We start from the raw sequence: 22,931 nt of genomic DNA, 5'->3' as shown, positions 1-22,931 counted from the left end.
TACCGACCGTAGATTTTTGGCATGACCTCACAGCTCACCACCACAGACAACCCCGTCCTGCGCGTCGCCCCGGCCTCCCCCGCGCAGGCTGCCGCGTACTTCGGTGCCTCGCTGGCCTTCCACGCCGACGTCTCCGACGTGGCGGCGGCACTGGCGGCGGGCGGCGACCCGGGCTTCGTCGTGCTGGACTCCCGGTCCACCGCGTCCTGGGACCAGGGACACATTCCCGGCGCGGTACACCTGCCCACCGCACTCGTGGCGGAGCAGGCACAAGAACTCCTCGACCCGGCGGTACCGGTGGTCACCTACTGCTGGGGGCCCGGCTGCAACGGTGCCGCCCGCGCCGCCCTGGCCCTCGCCGAACTCGGTTACCAGGTCAAGGAGATGCTCGGCGGATTCGAGTACTGGGCGCGCGAGGGCTTCGAGTTCGAGTCCTGGCAGGGCCTGGAACGGCGCACCGCCGACCCGCTCACCGCGCCGGCGGGTGCCGACGACTGCGGTTGCTGACCACCGCCCTCCCGAGTCCCTGCCGGCGGGTCAGCGCCCGTGAGAAGTGCCCGCGGCGTCGAGCAGGGCAGCGAACACTGCCTCCCCGTCGTGGCCGGCAGGCAGTCCGCTGACCTGACCGTCGCCGACCTCCACCACCCGCCACACCCCGTCGTCGCGCAGGGCCATGTCCGTCGTCACCCAACGGCAGCCGAGGCCACGTACCGCCTCACCGACGGCATCGAGCCCGGGTGAGGGCACCTGGGCGGGCGTGTCGGGGTGGGCGGTCACCAGCACCGCCTCACCGTCCACCCACCACACCCGGGCCTCGCCGCCCGGAACGAACGACTCGTAGGCACGCAGCACCACACCACCGGCCAGGAAGTCGCCCTGCAGCTCGACGAACCGGCCGACGACCGAGGCGAGCCGAGGGGCGTCCGCCAGCGCCGGTACGTAACAGGCCTCGTCCCACTCGTGCTTGCGGGACTTCACGAAGTCCTTGACGATGCCCGCCCCGGAGCCGAGCGGTCCGGCGAGACGTGCCCAGAACGCCGTTCCGGCACCGGCGGCGGCGTCGGAGGCCAGCGCGCACCAGACGCTGTGCGGTGTGAGGCCGGCGAACACCCCGTACCAGCCGGGCAGTTCATGCGCGGTGCGGTACGCGGCGGCGTCCGTGAGGAGCGAGCAGCCGCGCCCTGCCAGCGCCCCCTCCAGCTCCTCGTACCGCTCCGGCGGAATCATCCAGCCGCGGTACCAGTACGCCCCCGAGTCCCGCCGGACCCGGCCGACGGACGCTTCCGGGTCCCCGGCGAGCAGCGCGTCGTGATCGACCAGGGCGATCCGCGCACCCGCCCTGCGGGCAGCGGCAGCCTCCTGGGCGAACTGAGGGTCCGGGCGTCCGGGGCGCAGGGGGTCGGAGCAGAACAGGAAACCGGTCGGCGTCATGCGGAAACCGTTCTTGAGCTCTCGCTCGGGACTCGGGCGGATACGGAAGGGCGCGCCGGGGCACGCGCCGCGAACGGACAGGGCCGTGGTTCCACCGGCCCCGTCGGCCGCGCGGATCGGAACGCGGAACCGGTCGCTGATCCGACCGCGGAACCGGTCGCGGATCGGATCGCGGAACCGGTCGCGGATCGGATCCCCGACGTTCGGTCCGGCGTCAGATCCTGGACAGCTCGTCCACCAGATCGTCCAGGCCGAGCGAACCCTGCGAGAGAGCCGCCATGTGCCACGCCTTGAGGTCGAACGCGTCCCCGTGCGCCTTGCGTGCGTTCTCCCGGCCCAGCAGCCAGGCGCGCTCGCCCAGCTTGTAGCCGATGGCCTGCCCCGGCATCGACAGATAGCGGGTCAGCTCGCTCTCCACGAAGTCGGCAGGCCGGCCGCTGTGGCTGCCGAAGAACTCCTGGGCCAGCTCCGGCGTCCACCGCTCGCCCGGGTGGAACGGCGAGTCCGCGGGGATCTCCAGCTCCAGGTGCATGCCGATGTCCACGATCACCCGGCAGGCGCGCATCATCTGCGCGTCCAGGTAACCGAGCCGCCGCTCGGCGTCGGGCAGGAAACCCAGCTCGTCCATCAGCCGCTCCGCATACAGCGCCCAGCCCTCGGCGTTGGCACTGACATGGCCGATCGACGCCTGGTAGCGGGAAAGGCTGTCGGCGACGTGGGTCCACTGGGCGATCTGCAGATGGTGGCCCGGTACTCCCTCGTGGTACCAGGTGGACACCAGGTCGTACACGGGGAAACGTGTCTCGCCCATGGTGGGCAGCCACGTGCGGCCGGGCCGGGAGAAGTCCTCTGAAGGACCTGTGTAGTACGGAGCGGCGGCACCTCCCGCCGGAGCGATCCGCGACTCCACCTTCCGTACCCGCTCGGCGAGTTCGAAGTGGGTTCCGTCGAGCGCGTCGATGGCTTCGTCCATCAGCTCCTGCAGCCACACACGGACCTCGTCCACGCCCTCGATGTGCTTGCCGTGCACATCGAGATGGGCGAGAGCCTCCCAGGGGCCGGCGCCCGGAAGAATCTTGTCGGCCTCGGTCCTCATCTCGGCCAGCAGCCGGTGGTATTCGGACCAGCCGTACGCGTACGCCTCGTCGAGATCAAGGTCCGTGCCGTTGTACTGGCGTGCCCAACGTGCGTAGCGCTCACGGCCGACCGTGTCGGGGGCACCCTCGATCGCGGGCGCGTAGACCTCCCTCAGCCACCCGCGCAGCGCGAGGAGCCCCTCGGTCGCCCGGCGTGCGGCGTCGTCCAGCTCCGCGCGCAGCGACTCCGGTCCCGGGGCCACGAAGTCCTGGAAGAACCCGGTGCCGCCCTCTCCGGCCCAGGTACCCAGCTGCTCGATGAAGGTGGCCGTGGGGCGCGGGCCCGCGTACAGCTTGCGATCGAGACCGAGCGCGAGCGAGGCCCGGTACCCCTCCAACGCCGCCGGGACCGCGAGCAGTCGGTCCACGACCGCCGCCCAGTCCTCGTCCGTCGTGGTCGGCGTCGCCGTGAAGACGTCGCGCAGGCTGTGCGCCGGGGAGTGGATGTTGGAGACGGCCCGCAGGCCCTCCTCGGTCTCGTGGATGGCGAGTTCGGCCGTCAGCCGCTCGCGCAGCAGCCGCGCGCAGCGCTGCTCGGCGTCGGTGTCCGCGCCCGGCGCCCGCTCGGCGGTGTCGAGCTCCGCCAGGGTGCGGCGGATCAGCTCGGCAGCGGCTTCCTGGCCGGCCGGAGAGAAATCGGGCAGCCGGCGAGAGCTTTCCGCGACACCGAGGTAGGTACCGGTGATCGGGTCGAGTTCGATGAACGCGTCGACGTAGGCGTCGGCGACCTGGCGCGGCAGCGTGCTGCTCGATGTGTCTGGCATGTGGACATCCTCATACGGCGAAGGGCTCCGCGTCACCCGGATAGGACCTAGGTCCCGGTGGAGATCCTTTACGGCGTTGTGGAGTCGGAGTGCGTCTCGTTGGGGCCCGCGGTGGGCGGCAGCAGCGGACCGCACTCCCATTGCTGGAAGATCAGCCGCGTCTCCACCCGCGCCACCTCACGTTGCGAGGTGAACTCGTCCAGGACCAGGCGCTGCAGGTCCGCTGTGCCGGCGACGGCCACATGGACGAGATAGTCGTCGGGCCCGGTGAGGTGGAAGAGCGCGCGGGATTCGGGCAGTGCGCGGATCCGCTCGACGAACGGTCCGATGAGTTCCCTGCGGTGCGGCCGGACCTGCACCAGGAGCAGTGCCTCGAGGCCCCGCCCGAGCCGGGCCGGATCGAGCCGCAGCTGGTGCCCGAGAATGACACCGGAGCGGCGCAGCCGTGCCACCCTGTCCAGGCAGGTGGACGGCGCCACCCCGACTTCGGCGGCCAGCTCCCGGTACGTCATCCGTGCATCGTTCTGCAGCAGTCGCAGAATGTGCAGATCCACCGGGTCCAGAGCGACAGATTCAGCCATTGGGCGAACGTAACACGGGATTTTCGACTGATCGGCCGCTCAGTGTTCAGAGTACTGGCATGGACACCGAAGCCTCCTCGCTGACATCCCCGGCCCCCCTCCGGTCCAGGGCGCTCGCCACCGAAGCCGTGCACGCCGGACGCGACGATCTCGCCTCTCTCGGACTGCACGCCGCGCCCATCGATCTGTCCACCACCTACCCCTCGTACGACTCACGGGGTGAGGCCGAACGGATCGATGCCTTCGCCGCCACCGGAGCCAGGCCGGACGGGCCGCCCGTCTACGCCCGGCTCGACAATCCGACGACCGCCCGCTTCGAGACGGCACTGGCCCGTCTGGAGGGGACCGAGAGCGCGGTGGCCTTCGCCAGCGGAATGGCGGCGCTCACCGCCGTGCTGCTGGCCCGCGCGAGCATGGGGCTGCGCCATGTCGTCGCCGTCCGGCCGTTGTACGGATGCAGTGACCACCTCCTCGGCGCCGGGCTGCTCGGGACCGAGGTGACCTGGACCGATCCGGCGGGCATCGCCGAGGCGATCCGCCCGGACACCGGGCTGGTGATGGTCGAGACTCCGGCCAATCCCACGCTGGCCGAGATCGACATCCGGGCGGTGGCGCACTCCTGCGGTTCGGTGCCGCTGCTCGTCGACAACACCTTCGCGACCCCCGTACTGCAGCGTCCGGTCGAGCACGGTGCCCGGGTCGTGCTGCACAGCGCGACCAAGTACCTCGGCGGCCACGGCGACGTCATGGGCGGGGTCGTGGCGTGCGACGAGGAGTTCGCGGCGAAGCTCCGGCAGGTGAGGTTCGCCACCGGTGGTGTGCTGCATCCGCTGGCCGGTTATCTGCTGCTGCGCGGCCTGTCCACCCTGTCGGTGCGGGTCAGGGCCGCGTCGGCGAGCGCCGCCGAACTCACCCGCCGGCTCTCCGCCGACCCCCGCATCGCGCGGGTCCACTACCCGAAGCTGGGCGGGGCGATGGTCTCCTTCGAGGTGTACGGGGATCCGCACCGCGTGATCGCGGGAGTCGGGCTCATCACGCCCGCCGTGAGTCTCGGCAGCGTCGACACCCTGATCCAGCATCCGGCCTCCATCAGCCACCGCATCGTGGATGAGGGAGACCGGCAGGCCGCGGGCGTAGGCGACCGGCTGCTGCGGATGTCCGTCGGCCTGGAGGACGTCGAGGACCTCTGGGCCGATCTGTGTCAGGCGCTCAGCGACGGGCCTGCGGTGTCTGCTCGGACTGCCCGTGCGGGGCGGCCGGCAGGCCTGGAGTCGCATCCAGCCGGGCTGTGATGACGAGGGTTCCCTCTTCGATCTGGTAGTCGAGGGGCAGCGAGAGCGCACGCATGGCGGCGACCATGCCCGTGTTGTGCGCCTGGGTGACGGCGTACACGCTCTCGCAGCCCGCCTCCACGGCCAAGGCCACCAGCCGGCCCAGGAGTTCGGAACCGATGCCCCTGCGCTGCCAGTCGTCCTCGACCATCAGTGCGACCTCGGTCTCGTCGCCGTCCCAGAGCAGATGGCCGAGCGCGACCAGTCGCCCGGAAGCAGTCTGAACGGCGAGCGTGCGGCCGAAACGCGGGCTCAGCAGGTGGTCGAGATAGCGGTCGGCGTCACGCACCGGGCCGTGGTAACGCAGCCCGAGGGTGTGGTCGGAGCAGCGGTCGTGCATGGCGCGGGCGGCGGCGAGATCGCCGCGGTCCGCGCGCCGCACCGTGATCTCGTTGCCCTCGGGAAGGGTGAGGACGTCCTCGCTGCGCGGTACGCGAGGCCCGAGGCGGGCATCGAGCTCCACCAGGGCGCGGGCCCGGGCGAATTCGGTCGGGGTGAACGGAAGATAGGGCCGCTCGACGGTGATGACGCCGCCGGAGGGATCGCGGAGCCTCATCACGGTCTCCTCCAGCACTCCCTCCACGGGAGCACTCTCCCCGGTGGGCCGTCCGGTGATCGTCAGGGCCGGCAGCGAATGGATGGTGCAACGGCCGAGCAGCTGGCGCAGCGCGAGAGGGAGTTCCGCCGCGTCCAGAGCGGTGCGGGTCGCGAGGCCGAGAACCCTGGTGGGCGCATCCACCAGATCGTGGGCGTCAGCGCGCTCGATCCAGGTGGCGGAACCACCCGCGGCGGAGATCTCCCGGGTGAGCTGCTGAGCCGGCAGCGACGCGGGAGCCCGCAGCAGGAACTCGTCGACGGTGCCCTCGGCCAGCGGGTGCGTCTGCAGCGTGAGGATGTCGATCCGGTGCCGGGCGAGAGCGATGCAGAGGGCGGCGAGGGTGCCGGGGGTGTCCCGCACCGTCGTCCGCATCCGCCACAGCACAGTCTCCACGTCCGCCTCCATGCCGGAGGACGTGAGCGCGCTGTCCGCACCGCCCGTGTCCGTATCGCTGTCCGGCGGCGGCGGGGCGTGGCTGTGGCGTCGTGCCCACCATGTGTGGAACGCGGCCGTGGCCGCGAGAGCCACGGCCGAGGCGACCAGCAGGTACGGGCCGTCCGGGGTGTGCCCGATCAGATTGGCGATCGCGTCGGCCACCGCAACCGCCGTGAAGAGGGCGGCCAGCTCGATCAGGTCCCGCCGCCAGTGGTGGGGGCGGCGGGCACTCTTTGCGGATGTCACATCAGTCATGTCTTCACTGTGACCGAACGGTGTTGCCTGATCACGAACGCATTGTGACTGATGGGTTACGTGTGGATCTGGCTCCAATCAACACCTTTAGGCTGTCTCCGTCGACGGCACCCCCTCGTACGCGGGTCAGGACGCCGCCAGCAGCCGGGCGGCCTGCCGCACCAGCTGCGAGGAGCCCCGTCGGCCGGCCGTCGCGGCGAGGCCGGCGATCGGCTCCGGGGCCACCGGTCCGCAGCGTTCCGCGCACGCGGCAGCCACGGCCAGGACGTCGCCCAGCCCGTGGGGCGCCTTCTCGTAGGCCAGCAGACTCGGCAGCGCTGCCGTCAGCACCGAAAGGACCGTCCGGTACGCACCGGTGGCAGCTGCCGTACGGGACGAGTCCGCGAGCCGGTTCGGCTTCACGAGATCGTGGTCGACGAGAATGGCGAGCTCCCGCCCGAGCAGCCCCGCGTCCAGGCGCCCTTGGGAGGCGAGGACGAGGAGGGCGTCCACCGCAGACAGGCGGTCCTCCGGACGGCGAGCCCCCAGCCCGTACGCCAGGGCGAGATGAATGGCGTCGGCGGCAGGGCCACCCGCCTCGGCGAGTCCCGGCAGGACCCACGCCCCACCGTCCGGACCGTCGTCCGCACCGTGCATGAGGGTGGGTATCAGCCAGGCCGCGAGGGCCTCGCCGTCCTCGGGGAGGGCCGCGAGCCAGTGCTCCGAGCGGGCGGCGTCCCAGTGGTAACAGGGGCTCTGATCAGGGTGGTGCGGACGGCCCAGCCAGTGGAACGCGGGTGGGAACTCCTGCTGGATGTCCAGGCGTTCCTTCGTGGCGAGCAGCACCCGCCGGGTCCCGGTGGCGGAGCGCTGCCACCAGGTTCCGGAGGTCGGACGGTCGCTGTCGGACCCGTGCCGCAGTACGGGCGCGACCGGTGTGTCCGCCCGCAGCCACGAGGCGAGCCGGTCGCCCTCCGTCGTGCCGAGCAGGGCGGCGTCGGCCGCTGCCCGCAGGCTGCCGGTCCTTCGCACGCGAAGCAGCGCCTGCGCGAAGTCGACGGGCCCCGGCAGGACGCCGAGCCGGCGGTAGGCACGCAGCCGCTCCATGAGCTCGTCGGGGTCCAGCGAACCGGTGTGCCAGGTCGGCGTGGCCAGCAGGAACGGCACCCTCCCCGTCGTCGCGAGGTCGGCCGCCTCCCGGAGCCTCGCGTGCATCACCCCGTCCAGCACGGCATGCGGGCAGGTACCGGCTGCCCTCCAACGGTTGCGGCCGTCGTGGACGGACCGGAACGGGATCCGGCCGAGCAGCGCTGCCGCGACAAGATCGAGACCGCCTGGACCTCTTGTGAACCACCGGTCCACCTGCTCCTGCCGAAGGTCATCGAGCCACCATTGTCCGGCCATCGCCTCGCGCAGTGCCTCCGTCAGCGCCGTACGGTCGGTCCGGGCGTGACGGATCAGCCCGTCGAGGGCACGCTCGAACGAACTGACATCCCGCGAACCGGAGTTGACCAGGGCGGCGACCTCTTCGACGAGCTCGGCCACCGTCTCCGGGGACGGTTCGATGAGGCGCGCGGCGGGGGCCGGGGGCAGAGTCTCCTCGTAGGCCTCCTCGGCGGTCCCCTCGTCCAGCAGGTCCCCGAACACCTCGTGGGCGGCGGCCCGGTGCATCGGTCCCAGCTGGGCCGCGGCAACGGCGAGATCCTCACGCACGGCTTCACCCGCCGAACGGAGGTGACGTGTGGTCAGTTTCAGGGCCCGCTCCTGGATGTCCATGTCCTCGTGCCCGAACGCCTCGGCGACGACCGGAAGCAGTTCATCGGCGGTGGACGCGTCCCTGCGCAGCACCTTGCCGATCAGCGTCAACTGGTTCCGCACCAGCTTCTTCTCCGTGCGGAACAGCACCGAGCCCGAGACCTCGGCGAGCACACGCGTGGTCAGCTCCCCGCGGGCGTCCAGCCGGGACAGCACCTCCTGCGCATGGCCCGCGACGATCGCGATGCCGTCCCCGGCCATCCCCGACCAGTCCGGGAGACGCGCAGTCTCCTCCTCCTCGGTCAGGCCGAGCGCACGCACCACGGCGAGGTAGAACCTCAGACTCCCCGGCTTCCCCCCGCGCAGCAGCCGTTTCACGGCCCCGTCGACCAGCACGGCCCGGTCAAGCATCCCTTCGGCGGCCAGCGTCGCCAGGGCGTGCGGCCAGTGATCGCCGGAGTCGGGATCGTCGTACCAGTACAGAGCGGACGGCGGCTCGGCCCCCTCGAACAGCCTCGGCACCAACTCCGTGAGGTGCGGGTCGGCGCGCAGGACCTCGATCAGGGGGGTCCGTCTGTCGCCGTGCCACCTGCTGGAGCCGACGTACGACAGCCAGGCCTCCACGATGGTGTCGGTGACCGGCATCGGGCACTGCGCGATGCGCACCAGTTCGGCGACGAACCGGTAGTCGGCGTCCGTCGAGGCCATCGACGGACGTGCCGCCAGCCGATGGGCGAGGTCGGCGAGCCAGGCCGGATCACGGTCCGCGAGGACCTTCAGGACCAAGGGGTACGGAGTGCTCGACCAGTCGCGCAGATCCCTGCCGCCGATCCAGGCCGCGCAGGCGGCTGCGCCCGTGTGACACCCCGCGCCCGCGACCAGCAGGGTGTTCTGGACGGCTGCCCGCTGCTGCCAGTCCCAGCCTCGGGACTCCTTGCGCAGGGACTTCAACTCGGCCAGGGCCTCCCTGCGTCCCGCGCGGTCGAGTCCGGCCACCAGTGCGGGCACATCCTGCTTGCGGCCTTCCCGGACGGCGGCGAGGAGCTCCTTCATCGCACACCGCCGACGACCGAGGCGCCTCCGACGACCGAGGCGCCTCCGACGACCGAGGCGCCGTGGGCAACCGTGGCACCGCGGCGGACCATACGGACCGCCAGGGCGTGCTTGCAGGGGCCGCGGCGTCCTCGGTAGTCCGCCCACCACTGGCAGGTACAGCTCAGCACTCCGTCCCTCTCCCGCACCTGGTAGCGGCGTTCACCGGAGGAGACGGCCGCCAGCTCACCGTCGACGACGACCGCTCCCGAACCGGCCAGCTGCCGTGCGGCGACCAGACGTGGATTGTGCCGCTCGGCCCGGCGCGCGTCGTAGGGAAGCTCCCGGTGGAAGTATGAGGCGTTCGCGAGGTCGTACCCCACGCGCCCGGCCGTACCCAACCGGGTGAGGGCCGCCCGGATCCGTTCCACCGTCAGCCCCGACCGCTCGGCCAGATCGGCAGGGTCGATGCTGGGCTCCCAGGCCAGCAGTACGGACACCAGCTCGGCATCCGCCGCGGCATCGTCCGTCGCCAGCGCCTCCAGCACTCCTCCCTCACCGGAGAATCCACGTGACGCGTCGGGCGACAGGGTCAGTGTCAGCCGCATTCCCGGCAGCACCACCTCCCAGGCACTCGCCGTCGCCGCGCCGTCGGCCACCGGACCGTAGATCCGCAGAGCCGTCGCATGCCGCAACACACGCTGCAGCGCCACCAGTCGCTCCGGACCCGGCAGGCAGACCGCGCCCGCGACGGGGCGGGTCGTCGGCCGCAGGCTCTTCCCGGCGGGCACGACCCACTGGGCTCCCCGCGAGGCGTTTCCCGAGGAGCGCGGCAGCGAACGGAGGAACCGGACAGCCTCCGCCGCCGGAAGCTCGGCCCGCAGATCGAATCCGGCGGACACCACCTGGGCCTCGGCGAAACCGCGCAGCCAGCGGCCCGGCAGCGGCACCTTCTTCTCCACCACGGGGCCGTCCATGGTGGTGACCGCCATCTCGTCGGGCCCGACCCGCAGATGCAGCGGATCGTCCGCGGTTATCCGCGACAGCGCCTCACGCAAGGGGTGGTTGACGTCCACGTTCGTCGTCCCGTGCCCCGTCTCGGCCCCGTCGAGGCCCTCCTGCAGCACATCAAGACGCGCGTACACCCCGCAGCAGCCGGAGAACGACTCGAAGCGCAGCCGGTCGCCGTTGCCCGTGACCACCGGATCGAGGGACGACGGCAGCATCCGCTGGTAGTAGCGGGCGGACGCCACATCGGCCACGGCCAGGAGCCCCCGCGCGGCGATCCTCGGCGAAGTGAGGAACCCGGAGAAGAACCGGGGGTGGGCCTCGGCGCCGCGCGGCGTAATACCGCCGGCGGTCTCCAGTCCGAGCAACCGCCCGGCCTGCGAGGACTCCAGGACGGACGGGCGTGAGTAGGCCAAGGCCTGAACGGTTCGGGTCATGGGAAAACCGTAGGACCCACCACTGACAACGGCCCCGGACGCGAGCCCGGGACCGGTTCTCAACGACGCCCGCTCACTGCCCCGTACGTCCGGGCTGCAGCACCTTGGTGAACAGAACCGTGCCGCCCTGCGCTCGCAGCCGCACTGTCAGTTCCCCGCTGCCACCGTCGATATCGACCTCGCCGAAGTACTGCGGGGACTCCATGGGCGACACGTTCGCCCGGTCCGGTGCCCGGACGAAGACCCGCTCGGGACCGAACGTGCCGTCGAGTGCGTTGGCGGGGAAGCCGCCTGCGGCCAGCGGACCCGAGACGAACTCCCAGAAGGGCGCGAAGTCCTTGAACGCCGCACGCTCGGGTGAGTAGTGCTGGGCGCTGGTGTAGTGCACATCGGCGGTCAGCCAGAGAGTGCCCGTGATCCGCCGGTGCTTGATGTACCGCAGCAGTTCGGCGATCTGCAGCTCACGTCCCAGCGGTGCGCCGGGATCACCCTGGGCGACTGCCTCGAAGTCGGTGGCCCCGTCGGGGACGACCAGGCCCAGCGGCATGTCCGCGGCGATCACCTTCCACACCGCGCGCGACTGCGAGAGCTCGCGCTTGAGCCAGCTCAGCTGCTCGGCGCCGAGGATGCCGGTGGTGTCGTCGGGCTGCCGGCCGGGGGAGTTGGCGTTACGGAAGGACCGCATGTCCAGGACGAACACATCGAGCAGCGGACCGTGCCGTACGACGCGGTGCATGCGCCCCTCCCGGGACGCACCGTGCGCGGAGGAGCCGTGCAGGCCCGACGCCGGGAAGTATTCGCGGAACGCCCGCGTCGAGCGAGCCGCCAGGAGATCGACGTTCTTCTCGGTGTAGCGCACGTCGTCGAGGATCTGGCCGGGATACCAGTTGTTCCGGACCTCGTGGTCGTCCCACTGGATGACGGAGGGAACCTGTGCGTTGAACGCGCGCAGGTTGTCGTCCAGCAGGTTGTACCGGAAGTTGCCGCGGTACTCGTCGAGGGTCTCGGCGACCTTGGACTTCTCCTTGGTCGTGATGTTGCGCCAGGTCCGGCCGTCGGGCAGCGCCACGCTCGGTTCGAGCACGCCGTCCGCGTAGATGTTGTCGCCGCTGCACAGGAAGAAGTCCGGGTCGAGGCGCCGCATCTCGTCGTACACCACGTAGCCGCCGATGTCGGGGTTGATGCCCCAGCCCTGGCCCGCGATGTCGCCGGACCACAGGAAGCGCACCCCCTCACGGCGCCTGGCGGGGGCGGTGCGGAAGGTTCCGTACACCGGCTTGCCCGTGCGGCGCGGGTCGTGAGGGTCCGCGAGCGTCACCCGGTAGTGCACCTGCTCGCCGGCGGGCAGCCCGTACAGGGGGGTCGTGCCCGTGAAGTCCGTGCGCGCCCCGATCAGCGGGCCGTGCCATCTGCGTGCCCTGCGGAACGACTCGGTGGCCGACGTCTCGACCAGCATCCGGGCCGGACGGTCCGAACGCACCCATACCAGCGCCGACGACGCAGTCACATCGCCCACCTGCACACCCCATGCCGCGCTCGGCCTGCCGGAGAGCGCGAAGGCCGGAGCGGCGGCCAGGGTGGTGGGAACGGCGGCGGCGGCCGAGGCGAGCAGCGAGCCGCGCAGCACGGTGCGACGGCCCGGGGCCGGTATGCGAGGACGGTTCGACATCGGGATGCCTCCAGGGGCGACGGGGCGGACGGCCTGCCGGAACGGCGGCGCACGCATGGCTGGTTGCCGACTCATGCCTAGTGCCCGGCGGCAGCCGGAACGCCAACCCCAGATGAACAGGCGGCCTGTTCCTTCCCTAGGACGCCGTGAGCCCTTGGGCCAGCAGACGGATCCCGTGCGCGATGTCGGCCGGGGCCAGATGCGCGTAGCCGAGCACCAGACGGACCGCGGGGTCCTCGGCGTCAGCCGTTCCGTAGTCGCTCAACGGGCGCAGGGCGATCCCGGCTGCCGCCGCCCGGACCAGGACGTCCGTCCGGGGGCCGAAGCGTTCGGGCAGACGGGCGATGATGTGCAGCCCCGCGGCGATCCCGCTGACCTCCGTCCCGGGAAAGTGCTCCGCCAGCGCAGCGGTCATGGCGTCCCGGCGTTCCCGGTAGGCGCGCTGGCAGCGGCGCAGATGACGGTCGTAGCCGCCCCGGGTGACGAAGTCCGCGAGGACGGCCTGGTCGATGGCGGGATTGCCGAGGTCCATGGTGCGCTTGCGGTCGACGATCTCGTCGGTCATCGACGCGGGGGCGATCAGCCAGCCCAGCCGCAGTCCCGGCGCCAGCGACTTGCTCACCGAGCCCGTGTACACGACATGCTCCGGGTCCAGTCCCTGGAGAGCCCCGACAGGCGCCCTGTCGTAGCGGAAATCGCCGTCGTAGTCATCCTCCATGATCACGGCCGAGGAGCTGCGGGCCCAGTCGAGGAGCCTGCTGCGGCGCTCGGCCGAGTAGGCGATCCCGGTGGGGAACTGATGCGCCGGGGTCGTCACGAGAGCGCGCACGCCGGAGCGCAGAAGCGGGGCCACGGCCAGTCCCTCGCCGTCCAGCGGCAACGGGACCGTCCCGAGCCCGGCCGAGGCGAACAGCGTCGCGTGCTCCGGGCTTCCCGGGTCCTCGACGCCGACCGCGGCAGCGCCGCGCCCCCGCAGCACGAAGCCGAGCAGCGTCGTCGCCTGCGCCACGCCCGAACACACCACAAGCCGCTCGGGATCGGCCACCACCCCGCGACGCCGCGTCAGCAGGGCGGCCAAAGCCTCGCGCAGCTCCGGAAGACCGCGCGGGTCCGGGTAGCCGAGAGCGCTGTGCGGCAGCCGGCCGAGGACCGCGCGGTGGGCGGCGCCCCAGGCGCTCCGCGGGAAGAGGGAGAGATCGGGGGTGCCCGGGCGGAAGTCCACCCGTACGCCCGGCGCACGCGGCGCCAGGTCACGCGCCCCGTGGACAGCCGGCCGCACCCCACCGCTCACCCAGGTGCCCGCGCCTCGGCCGCTCCGCAGATAACTCTCCGCCGTCAGCTGCTCGTACGCCTCCGTCACCAGACCGCGTGACACCCCGAGGTCGGCGGCGAGTTCACGGCTGGCGGGAAGCCTGGTCCCCGCCGCGAGCCGACCCGAACGCACGGCCTCGCGCAATGCCGACTGCAGCGCACGCCCGCGCTGACGGGCGGGCGCGGAGACCGCGGGGATCAACAGCTCCCAGGCGGCAGAGGCGATGGGCCGCTCTTCCTGAACGCCCGGGCCGGGTCGCGGATTGGTCTCCGAAGACGTCATGGAAGTGGACCTTAAACCGGACCGTGCAGGAACCTAGCGTCGGTTCCATGAACGCTACCGAACTGCGCGGCGCCCTTCTCGCTGCTTTCGCCTGCACTCTGGTCGGCGCCTCCTTCACCGCGAACAGCCTCCTGGGCGACTACCCGTACGCGGGCGGGCAGGCACTGAGGTACGGCCTTGCCGCACTGTTACTGCTCCCGCTCCTGCGCAGCCGCGGCACGTCAGGGCTCGCCCCTCTGCGTACCCTCACCCGCCGACAGTGGGCCCGCCTCGCGGCCCTCGCGGCCATCGGCATGGTCGGCTTCAACCTGGCGGTGCTGGCCGCCGAACGCTCGGCGGAGCCGGCTGTTCCGGGCGTGTTCGTGGGCTGCGCGCCCATCGTCGTGGGCGTCATGGTCCCCGCGCTGGAAGGCCGCCGCCCCTCCCGGACCGTCCTGTACGCGGCCGGCTTCGTCGCGGCAGGAGCGTTCACCGTCCAGGGCTGGGGCCGGACCGACCTGGCGGGCATCCTCTGTTCGACGGGCGCGCTCGCCGGTGAGGTCGGCTTCGCCGTACTGGCCGTGCCGGTGCTGCGTCCGCTGGGCCCGAAGCTGCTGTCGGCGACCGTCTGTGGCGTCGCCGCCGTGGAATCGGCGCTGCTGGGCTTACTGCTGGACGGAACGGGGTTCGTACGGGCGCCCACTGTGGAGGAGGCACTGGCCCTGCTGTGGCAGGCGGCCGTCGTCACAGTGATCGGATTCGTCTGCTGGTACAGCGGCATGCGGCGCATCGGTGCCGAGCGCGCGACGCTCTTCTCCGGGCTGATCCCGGTCTCGGCCGCGCTCACCGCGCCTGTCGTCGGTGCGGGGGCGTACGGCATCGCGCAGGGTGCGGGCAGCCTCCTGGTGGGCGCGGGTGTGGCCCTCGGCTCCGGCGTCCTGAGGCGCCGTCTTCCTGCGGCCAGGAGGCCGGCCTCCGCCACGAGCGGTGCCGGCCGTAACGGGACCGGGGCCGCGGCACTGCGTCTCGGGCGTTCAGCGGCTCGTGTCGAGGATGACGCGCGCCACGGGGGCGGGGTCGTCGTTCATCGGAACATGACCGCAGTCGGGGAGCTGTACGAGCCGGGCACCGGGGATGAGGCCCTTGGCCCGGATTCCCTGCCGGCGCAGCAGCAGACGGTCCCGGCTGCCCCAGGCGATGGTGACCGGGAGATCAGGAACATCGTCGGTGAAGGCGAGGCCCCGGCCGGCGGCAAGAGTCTGGTGGAAGCCCGTCGCCCCGCGCAGAGCGACCGTCTCCGACACGACGGCATCGGGTGAACGGCGGCCGGGCCGTGCGTAGATGGTGCTGGTCAGCGCCGCACGGCCGGCCGAGCTCCGCGAGAGTCGCTCTATCACGGGCATCGGCATCGTCAGGGCGCCGCGTCGCATGGTGCGCAGCACCCCGAAGGCGTAGCGTCGCTCGCCCTCCGTCCAGAACCCGGCCGGGGACAGCGCCGTCACCGAGGAGACGAGCTTCTCGCGGCCCAGCTCCAGCGCCAGGAGCCCTCCGAGGGAGTTGCCCGCGACATGCGGACGCTTCACCCCGATTGCCTCGCAGAACGCGGCGAGCACCGGAACCACGGTCCCGAGGTCGTACGGGAGGCCGTCCGGCAGAGCCGGTGAGTCCCCGAACCCGGGCAGGTCCACCGCTATGACGTCCCGCTCGGCGGCCAGGATGCGCACGACCGGGTCCCAGGCCTGACGGTGGTGACCGATGCCGTGGAGCAGCAGCAACGGTTCGCCGGACCCGGTTCGTTCGTACGCCATGGACACGGTGTGCCGGCCGACGGCCGAATCGACTGCGAACGAGACCGTGGTGGCCATGCTGCTCCTCGGGTGATCCGGCCCCGGGCGGGCGGGGAATGAGGGGACGGACCCCTCGTCAGCAATGATTACCGCCCAGTAGCTTGTAGTTCAATAGGTGCGTCCGATTCCTGTCGTTCCTGCTGGACAGCGTCCGAGGTGTCCGCTGGGATGGGGCAGTGACTGCCGATACCGTGACCGATGTCTTCGAAGAGAGCCGGCCCGTCCTCACCGGGGTGGCCTACCGCATGCTCGGCCGCATCGCCGACGCCGAGGACGTGGTGCAGGAGGCGTGGCTCCGCTGGTCGTCCGCCGGACGCGAGGACGTGCGGGAGCCGAGGGCCTTCCTCGTACGCGTCACCACCCGGCTGGCCATCGACCGGCTGCGTCACCTGCAGTCCAGGCGCGAGGCGTACGTGGGGCCGTGGCTGCCGGAGCCTGTCGTCACCGAGTTCGGCCCTTCCGTCCCCGACACCGCGGAACAGGCGGTCCTCGCCGACTCCGTGTCCCTCGCCGTGCTGGTCGTCCTGGAGTCGCTCTCGCCACTGGAGCGCGCGGTGTTCGTCCTTCGTGAGGCCTTCGGGTTTCCCTACGCCGAGATCGCGATCACCCTTGACCGGACCGAGGCGGCGGTTCGCCAGCTCGCCGGACGTGCCAAGCGGCACGTGGAGGAGCGCAAGCCGCGCTACGACGTGGATCCGGCCGTACGCCGTGATCTCACCGAGCGGTTCCTCTCCGCCGCGTCGGGTGGCGACATCGAAGGGCTGCTCGCGCTGTTGGCGCCCGATGTACGGCTGGTCAGTGACAGCGGAGGCAAGTCGAAGGCGCCGCGACGGATCATCGAGACCGCGGACAAGGTCGGCCGCTTCCTCTTCGCTGTCGGGCGGGACATGGCCGTGGAAATGGAGGCGCGGGTCCTGGAGCTCAACGGTGGTCCGGCCGTGGGTTTGTTCGTCGACGGAAAAGTGGACACCGTTTTCCAGGTGGACGTCGAAGAGGGATTCATTCAATGCGTCTATATCGTTCGCAATCCAGACAAACTTTCTGGATTGTGCGTGAGTTAGGTGGCCGGTCGGCGGATGGTCGGCCGCTTTCTCTCCGCCGTTCCTGCTTCGGAACCCGCGAGCCCATGAACCCCACGAGCCCCACGAGCCTCCTCAGCCGTGGGGCTCAGTGCTGCGTGGGGCTCACGGCTCCGCGAACGTCCTGTGAACGCTCTGCGGCAGTGGACCGTTTCGCTCTGTTACGGGGTGAGGATTGGTCTTGACCAAGGTGGTACGCCGCCCTAAGGTCTCCATGTTAAGACAGGGACCTTTAATAAATAACGTCGCGGAAAGACGCCGGGCGAATGCGGAGGACAGGGTGGGGACCACGCAGCTGGAATCGGTACAGGAGCCGAAGTACTGGCACCTCAAGACCGTGCTCAGTGAGGCACTCGACTCGGACTTTGCGGTAGGAGAGATCCTGCCCAACGAGCGTGACCTCGCGGCGCGTTTCGGAGTCGCCAGAGCCACGCTCCGACAGGCTCTGGAGCAGCTCGAACTCGAAGGAAGACTGCAGCGACGCCGGGGCGTCGGCACGACCGTCGCTCCGCCTCGTGTCGGTGTGGCCGTCGCTACCGCGCAGCACGACTGGGCGGGCGGGGGCTCGGACGAGGCCTGGCAGCCCGTCGAATGCACCGTCGCGACTGCTCCTGCCGCGGTTGCCGCCGTACTGGGGTGCGACGCCGAGGAAGCTGTGCACGTGGTGCGCCGCATCCGTGTCACCCATGGGCAGTCGGTGGCGGCGGAGCTCCTGTACGTCCCCTCGTCGTCCGTACCCGAACTCTCCGCGATCGAAGCGCCGTCCGGACCCACCCGGGCGCGCAGCGTCCTGCGCGAGCTGCACCGACTCGGCCTCGACGGTCAGGACCGCTCGGTCGAGCTCGGATCGGCACGCGCGGACGACGCCAAGGAGCTCGACCGGCTTCCGGGCGCCCCGGTTCTCGTGGTCACGACACGCTACTTCGCCGCCTCCGGTACAGCGGCCGTATCTGTCGCCACCTACCGGGCGGACACCTGCCGCCTGACCTTCGGGGACTCAGGGGCGCTGGAGATCAGTCACGACGACCAGGAACGGCAGGCTTCCTGACCTGAGGGCGCCGAGGTTCCTGTCCCCGGCACCCGAGGCCACGCACTCGTGTCCTGCCCAACGTGCGGCCCGTCGCAGTCAGCGGCGGGCCGTCACCGTTGCCTCCACCGCGAAGAGCTGCTCCTCGACATGGTCCAGCGCGAGCCGCAGGGCGCCCGTGGCCACGGCCGCCTCGCCCAGCAGGGACAGGGCCACCCGGGGCGGCCGCAGACAGTAACGGGCCAGCTCGTCCCGGAGCGGGTCGAGGACACCGTCCAGTCCTGCGGCCCAGCCGCCGATGACCACGAGCTCCGGATCCAGCGCCAGTACCAGGGCCGCGACGTCATGAACCAGACGCTGGATGAACCGTTCGACAGCGGCCTGCGCCCCGGCATCCCCGTGCCTGGCCTTCGAGAAGACGGCGGCCACGGCGTGCTCGTCCAGCGGGTCCAGCGGAGTGTCCGTCGTCGAGAGGAGATGCTCAGGGGTGACATCCCGGCCCAGCAGGTGCAGCGCGCCGATCTCGCCGGCAGCCCCGCCGAATCCGCGGTGCAGCCGCCCTCCGATCAGCGAACCCGCCCCGGGGCTCAAGCCGGCGAGAACGAAGACGATGTCGTCGGACTCGGTTGCCGCACCCTTCCAGTGCTCGGCCACCGCCGCGGCATTGGCGTCGTTCTCCACCAGCACAGGACACCGGAAGGAACGCCGCAGCTTCTCGCCGAGCGCCAGGCCGGTCCAGTCCGGCAGGGCGGTGGCCAGCCGTACGGTCCCGTCGGCCTCGACAATGCCGGGGCTGCCCACCCCGACCGCGCGCAAGCTGCTCCGCGCGACCCCGGTACGGCGCAGCACATCGGCGATCACGGCCCTGACCTGATCGATCCTGTCATCCGCGCAAGCCGTTTCGGAGACCTCGCGCGAGCCCGCACCCACGATCCTTCCGTCCAGCCCGGACAGCAGGGCGGAGACCCGGTGGGCGCCGATCTCGACACCCAGCAAGTACCCGGCCTCCGCACGGAACCGGAACCGCCGGGCAGGCCGCCCCTGCCGCCGTGTCTCACTCTCGTCCGGCAGGGCCTCGACGACCAGACCTGCCTCGAAGAGGCCCTCGACGACTCCCTCGACGGTGGGGCGGGACAGCCCTGTGAGTCGTGTCAGGTCCGTGAGGGTGGGTGACTGGGCACCCCGCAAGGCGTGCAGCACCACCGCGGAATTGATCCGCCGGAGCAGAGACGGGTCCCCACCGGTCAGCCGGCCCACGGTGTGTCCTCCCAGGTCGCGCGCATGTCTGCCGGATCGTACTCGCTGACCCAGGCTGCGGCGACCGGCTCCGGAAGCCGGTACCGAGAGGTGACCTGAGTCAGCCCGGAGCCACGAAGCCGGACTCGTAGGCGGCGATCACCGCCTGGGTGCGGTCCCTGGCGCCCAACTTCGCCAGGACCGCGCTGACATGGCTCTTCACCGTCTCCACTCCGACCGTGAGCTTCGCTGCGATCTCCGAGTTGGACAGGCCCCGGGCCATCAACCGGAGCACTGCGGCCTCGCGGTCGGTGAGAGCCGCACGGTCCATCGCAGCCCGCGCCTTGCTCGTGCCGTACTCTGCCGCGAGCCGCCGGACCGCAGCGGGGAACAGCAGCGACTCCCCTTCCGCCACCAGCCGCACCGCGTGCACGATCTCCGCGGGCCGGGCGCGTTTGAGAAGGAACCCGTCCGCACCGGCACGCAGCGCCTCGTACACGTACTCGTCGTTCTCGAAGGTCGTCACCACGAGGATCTTCGGCGGATCGGGAACCGTGCGCAGCACCAGCCTGGTCGCCTCGATCCCGTCCATCAAGGGCATGCGGACGTCCATCGCCACGACATCGGGCCGCAGTTGACGCACGAGGGGGATCACCGCGGCGCCATCGGCGGCCTCACCCACCACGGTGATATCGGGCTGCGCCTCGAGGACCGCACGCAGCCCCGTGCGTACGAGGGGCTCGTCGTCGACCAGAAGTACGGTAACCGGCATCCGGTCAGCGTATGTGGTCCAGCGGGAGGCTTGCGTGCACCATCCACTCCCCTCCGAACGGGCCCGTCTTGGCCTTTCCACCCAGCAGGGCGGCTCGCTCCCGTATGCCCTGCAGGCCGCTGCCGGTGCCCCGCCCCTTCGGTGATCCACCGATCGGATTGACCACTTCGAGCTCGAGCCACCCGTCCACCACCGTGAGTCTCACCCGGACGGGGACGGGGCCGGCGTGACGCAGCACGTTGGTGAGTGACTCCTGAAGAATGCGGTAGCCCTCGCGGGACACGGGATCGGGGACCAGACTCAGCGGACCCGACACATTCGCACTGACCTTCGCTCCGGCGCCGCGAGCCGAGTCCAGCAGCCTGTCGGCCTCGAGCAAGGTGGGCCGCCGGCTGACGGGGGTGCCCGATTCCCGCAGCACTCGGAGGACGCGCTCCAGATCGTCCAGCGCGCTGCGGCCGGTCTCCTCGATGGCGGCGAGTGCCCGGTCGGTGAACTCGGGATCGCGCGCAGTCCGGGCGGCCCCCGCCTGCACCACTGCGACCGTCAGCGCGTGCCCGATCGAATCATGGAGCTCGCGCGCTATGCGGTTGCGCTCGAGCAGCTGCTCGGTGCGCTCTTCCAGGGCCGTCATCCGCTCAACCGGTGACGGACCGAGCAACCGCCGGGCGACAGCGGTGACCAGTTGGCCGAGAACGACGACCAGCCCGAGCAGCACCAGCATCGGCAGGGGGGCGAGCAGCACGAACCACCAGCTCGGCTCGACACCACGGACCAGCCAGTCACCGCTCAACCGGGTCCCGAACGAGGCGCTGACGAGGTCGACCGTCGTGGCAGGCAGCCAGACAGTCGCGAAGGTGGCAGCGGCCGCGAGCAGCAGCCGTACCTCCAGCCAGGCCACGGTGCGCCAGCGGTCCGCCCATGTCGCCGCAAGCCCAATGGAGATCGCGGCGTCCGGACGGCCGCGCTCCTGCGGTGTGAGGAGCAGCTGAGCCTGTACTCCTTCGGCGAGACGCATCGCGGGAACCAGCCCCACAGGAACCGCGAGGAGGAAGGGAACCCATGGATTGCCCGGGGAAATGAACATCCACACGCTGATGACCGCGGACGGGATGAGCAGGTGAAGCCATCGGCTGTAGGTGGCGGGGATTGCCAGCGGTCTGAGGAGGCGGCGCATGCTGCCATCGTGCCAGCGCCGAGAGGCCGGAGGCTCCCCCGTGAGAGGGAGACGGTCCACTCGGGCGGGGGAGGCCACGGGCAGGGGCCGGCGGCCAGTCTGGGGTCATGACCAGCATCGACGTTCACGAGCTCACGAAGGACTACGGACCGACCCGCGCCGTGGACCACCTCACGTTCAGCGTGCGGCCGGGCCGAGTGACGGGATTTCTCGGTCCGAACGGCGCCGGGAAGTCCACCACCATGCGCCTTGTCCTCGGCCTGGACCGGGCCACGGGCGGTTCCGCCACGATCGGCGGACAGCCCTACGCCTCGCTCGGCAACCCGCTGCGCCGGGTCGGCGCACTGCTCGACGCGCAGGCGGCGCACGGCTCGCGGACCGCGCGCAATCATCTGCTGGCACTCGCTGCGAGCAACGGCATAGCAGGCAGACGGGTCGAGGAGGTGCTCGAGGAAGCCGGTCTCGGCGCGGTCGGCGGGAAGCGGATCAAGACGTTCTCGCTCGGCATGCGCCAGCGTCTCGGCATTGCTGCGGCCCTGCTCGGAGATCCCGAGGTGGTGATGCTGGACGAACCGTCGAACGGGCTGGACCCGGAAGGCATCATTTGGATCCGTGAGCTGATGCGGCGGCTGGCACGCGAGGGCCGCACCGTGCTCGTTTCCAGTCACTTGATGAACGAGACCTCGTCCTTCGCCGACCACTTGGTGGTCCTCGGTCGGGGCCGGCTCCTCGTCGATCTGCCGATGCAGGCGTTCCTCGACTCCCGGAGTCGGCCGCGCGTACGGCTCCGGACAACCGAATCCACGCGTCTGAGGGATGCGCTGATCCGCAAGGGATACGAGCCGGAGCAGGGAGACGACGGCCGCTGGACGGTGGAGGGAGCCAAGGCGGAGGACATCGGTGCCGTAGCCGCCTTCGAAGGGATCCCCATCCTCGAACTCCTCAATGAGCAGGTCACCTTGGAACAGGCGTATCTCGACCTCACCGCGGCCGAAACGGAATTCGCCGCCTCCACATCACCCACCGCCCGCCAGGAGGTCTGACCGCCGTGACGATGTCGACAACTGCCGTTCTGTACTCCGAGTGGATCAAGATCAAGTCGGTGCGGTCCGTGTCCGGACCCCTGATAGCGGTCTTCGCCGCCACCCTCGCCATCACCGTGCTCACGTTCGCGACCGTCGGACAGGCCGAGGCGGACAACGCGGACGCCGAGCTGGTCTTCGGCGCCTTCTACGCACTGAACTTCGGCCAGATCGCCGCCATCAGTTTCGGTGCGACCGCCCTGTCCTCCGAGTTCCTGAACGGGGCCATGCGGATATCGCTCTCGGCCGTTCCGCGTCGAGGTCTCTTCTACGCAGCCAAGATGTCCGTGGTCGGCGGACTCGCTCTTATCGTGGGGATGATCACCAGCTTCACCACGTTCCTCGTGGGACAGATGTTCATGGGCGACTACGCGATCGGTCTGGGGGAGCCCGGTGCACTGCGTGCGGCGTTCGGCGGGGGCATCTACCTCACGCTGATGGCTCTGTTCGCGGCGGGGCTGACAGCGCTGCTGCGCAGCGCGGTTGCCGTACTCAGTCTGCTCATCCCCTTCATCCTGATCGTCTCCTTCGTGGTCGGAGACATCGCGGGCGGGGTCGCGCAGTATCTTCCGGACCGGGCAGGGCAGTTGGTTCTCCACCAGAATCCCGAAGGAAGCCTCGGGCCGTGGACGGGGCTCGCCGTCACCGCAGCGTGGGCCGGTGCCGCGTTGCTCGCCGGCTGGTGGGCAGTGCGGAAGAGGGACGCCTGACCGGTGCCTGTCCGACG

General features: G+C 70.8%; 18 protein-coding genes and 1 pseudogene. 7 read left to right on the top strand and 12 right to left on the bottom strand.

All coding sequences use genetic code 11. The features are described from left to right. Nucleotides 1–21 precede the first annotated feature (21 nt). Complete coding sequence (locus ACFW9O_RS19260) at nt 22–507, top strand: rhodanese-like domain-containing protein (RefSeq protein ID WP_384610754.1); 486 nt, start codon at nt 22–24, stop codon at nt 505–507. A 30-nt stretch (nt 508–537) separates the two neighbouring features. On the opposite strand, the gene ACFW9O_RS19255 is transcribed toward ACFW9O_RS19260, so the two are convergent. From ACFW9O_RS19255 to ACFW9O_RS19245, 3 genes are all read right to left on the bottom strand, one after another. Beyond that, a complete protein-coding gene (locus tag ACFW9O_RS19255; RefSeq protein WP_384610753.1) occupies nt 538–1,431 on the bottom strand; it encodes an ATP-grasp domain-containing protein in 894 nt (297 codons plus the stop codon). Between the two features lie 214 nt (nt 1,432–1,645). Continuing rightward, the gene (locus ACFW9O_RS19250) at nt 1,646–3,331 is read right to left on the bottom strand and encodes a DUF885 domain-containing protein (RefSeq protein WP_384610752.1); all 1,686 of its coding nucleotides are present in this window, start codon (nt 3,329–3,331) and stop codon (nt 1,646–1,648) included. 68 nt (nt 3,332–3,399) lie between these two features. Next, a complete protein-coding gene (locus ACFW9O_RS19245) occupies nt 3,400–3,912 on the bottom strand; it encodes an Lrp/AsnC family transcriptional regulator (RefSeq protein WP_351168382.1) in 513 nt (170 codons plus the stop codon). A 59-nt stretch (nt 3,913–3,971) separates the two neighbouring features. On the opposite strand from ACFW9O_RS19245, the gene ACFW9O_RS19240 reads away from it, so the two are divergent. Beyond that, on the top strand, nt 3,972–5,204 hold the full coding sequence (locus tag ACFW9O_RS19240) for a PLP-dependent transferase (protein WP_351168380.1): 1,233 nt from the start codon (nt 3,972–3,974) through the stop codon (nt 5,202–5,204). Here the strand turns inward: ACFW9O_RS19240 and ACFW9O_RS19235 are convergent. The 5 genes from ACFW9O_RS19235 to ACFW9O_RS19215 form a co-directional block, all read right to left on the bottom strand. Next, nucleotides 5,122–6,522 (bottom strand): GNAT family N-acetyltransferase, encoded by a 1,401-nt coding sequence (locus ACFW9O_RS19235; RefSeq protein ID WP_384610837.1) that lies wholly within the window; start codon nt 6,520–6,522, stop codon nt 5,122–5,124. The genes ACFW9O_RS19240 and ACFW9O_RS19235 overlap by 83 nt on opposite strands. A gap of 135 nt (nt 6,523–6,657) precedes the next feature. After that, the gene (locus ACFW9O_RS19230; protein ID WP_384610750.1) at nt 6,658–9,318 is read right to left on the bottom strand and encodes a DUF6493 family protein; all 2,661 of its coding nucleotides are present in this window, start codon (nt 9,316–9,318) and stop codon (nt 6,658–6,660) included. Then, nucleotides 9,315–10,742 carry an SWIM zinc finger family protein gene (locus ACFW9O_RS19225; RefSeq protein WP_384610748.1) on the bottom strand — a complete coding sequence of 476 codons (1,428 nt, stop codon included), beginning with the start codon at nt 10,740–10,742 and terminating at the stop codon, nt 9,315–9,317. Before ACFW9O_RS19225 ends, ACFW9O_RS19230 begins: the two co-directional genes overlap by 4 nt. Nucleotides 10,743–10,815: 73 nt before the next feature. Beyond that, nucleotides 10,816–12,411: an alkaline phosphatase D family protein gene (locus ACFW9O_RS19220; protein ID WP_384610747.1), complete on the bottom strand. Its 1,596-nt coding sequence runs from the start codon at nt 12,409–12,411 to the stop codon at nt 10,816–10,818. A gap of 136 nt (nt 12,412–12,547) precedes the next feature. Continuing rightward, nucleotides 12,548–14,005 carry a PLP-dependent aminotransferase family protein gene (locus ACFW9O_RS19215; RefSeq protein WP_384610746.1) on the bottom strand — a complete coding sequence of 486 codons (1,458 nt, stop codon included), beginning with the start codon at nt 14,003–14,005 and terminating at the stop codon, nt 12,548–12,550. Nucleotides 14,006–14,052: 47 nt separating this feature from the next. Here ACFW9O_RS19215 and ACFW9O_RS19210 point away from each other — a divergent pair. Next, nucleotides 14,053–14,850 (top strand): annotated as a pseudogene (locus tag ACFW9O_RS19210) (EamA family transporter); the annotation flags it as partial. Between the two features lie 168 nt (nt 14,851–15,018). Here ACFW9O_RS19210 and ACFW9O_RS19205 read toward each other — a convergent pair. Continuing rightward, entirely contained in the window at nt 15,019–15,849 is an 831-nt protein-coding gene (locus ACFW9O_RS19205; RefSeq protein WP_384610744.1) for an alpha/beta fold hydrolase, read from the bottom strand. 158 nt (nt 15,850–16,007) lie between these two features. Between ACFW9O_RS19205 and ACFW9O_RS19200 the strand changes: the two genes are divergently transcribed. Both ACFW9O_RS19200 and ACFW9O_RS19195 read left to right on the top strand, forming a co-directional pair. Further along, nucleotides 16,008–16,892: an RNA polymerase sigma-70 factor gene (locus tag ACFW9O_RS19200; RefSeq protein ID WP_384610742.1), complete on the top strand. Its 885-nt coding sequence runs from the start codon at nt 16,008–16,010 to the stop codon at nt 16,890–16,892. Between the two features lie 298 nt (nt 16,893–17,190). Next, the gene (locus tag ACFW9O_RS19195) at nt 17,191–17,958 is read left to right on the top strand and encodes a GntR family transcriptional regulator (protein WP_384610741.1); all 768 of its coding nucleotides are present in this window, start codon (nt 17,191–17,193) and stop codon (nt 17,956–17,958) included. Between the two features lie 78 nt (nt 17,959–18,036). On the opposite strand, the gene ACFW9O_RS19190 is transcribed toward ACFW9O_RS19195, so the two are convergent. The 3 genes from ACFW9O_RS19190 to ACFW9O_RS19180 all read right to left on the bottom strand — a co-directional run bounded on the left by ACFW9O_RS19190 (nt 18,037) and on the right by ACFW9O_RS19180 (nt 21,122). Beyond that, nucleotides 18,037–19,194: an ROK family protein gene (locus tag ACFW9O_RS19190; RefSeq protein WP_384610740.1), complete on the bottom strand. Its 1,158-nt coding sequence runs from the start codon at nt 19,192–19,194 to the stop codon at nt 18,037–18,039. A 100-nt stretch (nt 19,195–19,294) separates the two neighbouring features. Continuing rightward, a complete protein-coding gene (locus tag ACFW9O_RS19185; protein ID WP_384610739.1) occupies nt 19,295–19,945 on the bottom strand; it encodes a response regulator in 651 nt (216 codons plus the stop codon). 4 nt (nt 19,946–19,949) lie between these two features. Next, nucleotides 19,950–21,122, bottom strand: a complete 1,173-nt coding sequence (locus tag ACFW9O_RS19180; protein ID WP_384610737.1) for a sensor histidine kinase — start codon at nt 21,120–21,122, stop codon at nt 19,950–19,952. Between the two features lie 107 nt (nt 21,123–21,229). Here ACFW9O_RS19180 and ACFW9O_RS19175 point away from each other — a divergent pair, with 107 nt between their 5' ends. Together ACFW9O_RS19175 and ACFW9O_RS19170 are read left to right on the top strand one after the other, a co-directional pair. After that, nucleotides 21,230–22,165, top strand: coding sequence for an ATP-binding cassette domain-containing protein (locus tag ACFW9O_RS19175; protein ID WP_384610735.1), 936 nt, complete (start codon nt 21,230–21,232; stop codon nt 22,163–22,165). 5 nt (nt 22,166–22,170) lie between these two features. Continuing rightward, nucleotides 22,171–22,914: an ABC transporter permease gene (locus ACFW9O_RS19170; RefSeq protein WP_384610734.1), complete on the top strand. Its 744-nt coding sequence runs from the start codon at nt 22,171–22,173 to the stop codon at nt 22,912–22,914. Nucleotides 22,915–22,931: the final 17 nt, after the last annotated feature.

The sequence above is a fragment of the Streptomyces sp. NPDC059499 genome (assembly GCF_042749285.1).
Classification (GTDB): Bacteria; Actinomycetota; Actinomycetes; order Streptomycetales; family Streptomycetaceae; genus Streptomyces.
This window is presented reverse-complemented; position numbering and strand designations above follow the sequence as displayed.

Coding starts and splice junctions, on each gene's coding strand:
- ACFW9O_RS19250 (WP_384610752.1), bottom strand. CDS start 3,331: ATGCCAGACACATCGAGCAGCACGCTGCCGCGCCAGGTCGCCGACGCC.
- ACFW9O_RS19225 (WP_384610748.1), bottom strand. CDS start 10,742: ATGACCCGAACCGTTCAGGCCTTGGCCTACTCACGCCCGTCCGTCCTG.
- ACFW9O_RS19205 (WP_384610744.1), bottom strand. CDS start 15,849: ATGGCCACCACGGTCTCGTTCGCAGTCGATTCGGCCGTCGGCCGGCAC.
- ACFW9O_RS19260 (WP_384610754.1), top strand. CDS start 22: ATGACCTCACAGCTCACCACCACAGACAACCCCGTCCTGCGCGTCGCC.
- ACFW9O_RS19220 (WP_384610747.1), bottom strand. CDS start 12,411: ATGTCGAACCGTCCTCGCATACCGGCCCCGGGCCGTCGCACCGTGCTG.
- ACFW9O_RS19240 (WP_351168380.1), top strand. CDS start 3,972: ATGGACACCGAAGCCTCCTCGCTGACATCCCCGGCCCCCCTCCGGTCC.
- ACFW9O_RS19245 (WP_351168382.1), bottom strand. CDS start 3,912: ATGGCTGAATCTGTCGCTCTGGACCCGGTGGATCTGCACATTCTGCGA.
- ACFW9O_RS19185 (WP_384610739.1), bottom strand. CDS start 19,945: ATGCCGGTTACCGTACTTCTGGTCGACGACGAGCCCCTCGTACGCACG.
- ACFW9O_RS19175 (WP_384610735.1), top strand. CDS start 21,230: ATGACCAGCATCGACGTTCACGAGCTCACGAAGGACTACGGACCGACC.
- ACFW9O_RS19230 (WP_384610750.1), bottom strand. CDS start 9,318: ATGAAGGAGCTCCTCGCCGCCGTCCGGGAAGGCCGCAAGCAGGATGTG.
- ACFW9O_RS19215 (WP_384610746.1), bottom strand. CDS start 14,005: ATGACGTCTTCGGAGACCAATCCGCGACCCGGCCCGGGCGTTCAGGAA.
- ACFW9O_RS19255 (WP_384610753.1), bottom strand. CDS start 1,431: ATGACGCCGACCGGTTTCCTGTTCTGCTCCGACCCCCTGCGCCCCGGA.
- ACFW9O_RS19180 (WP_384610737.1), bottom strand. CDS start 21,122: ATGCGCCGCCTCCTCAGACCGCTGGCAATCCCCGCCACCTACAGCCGA.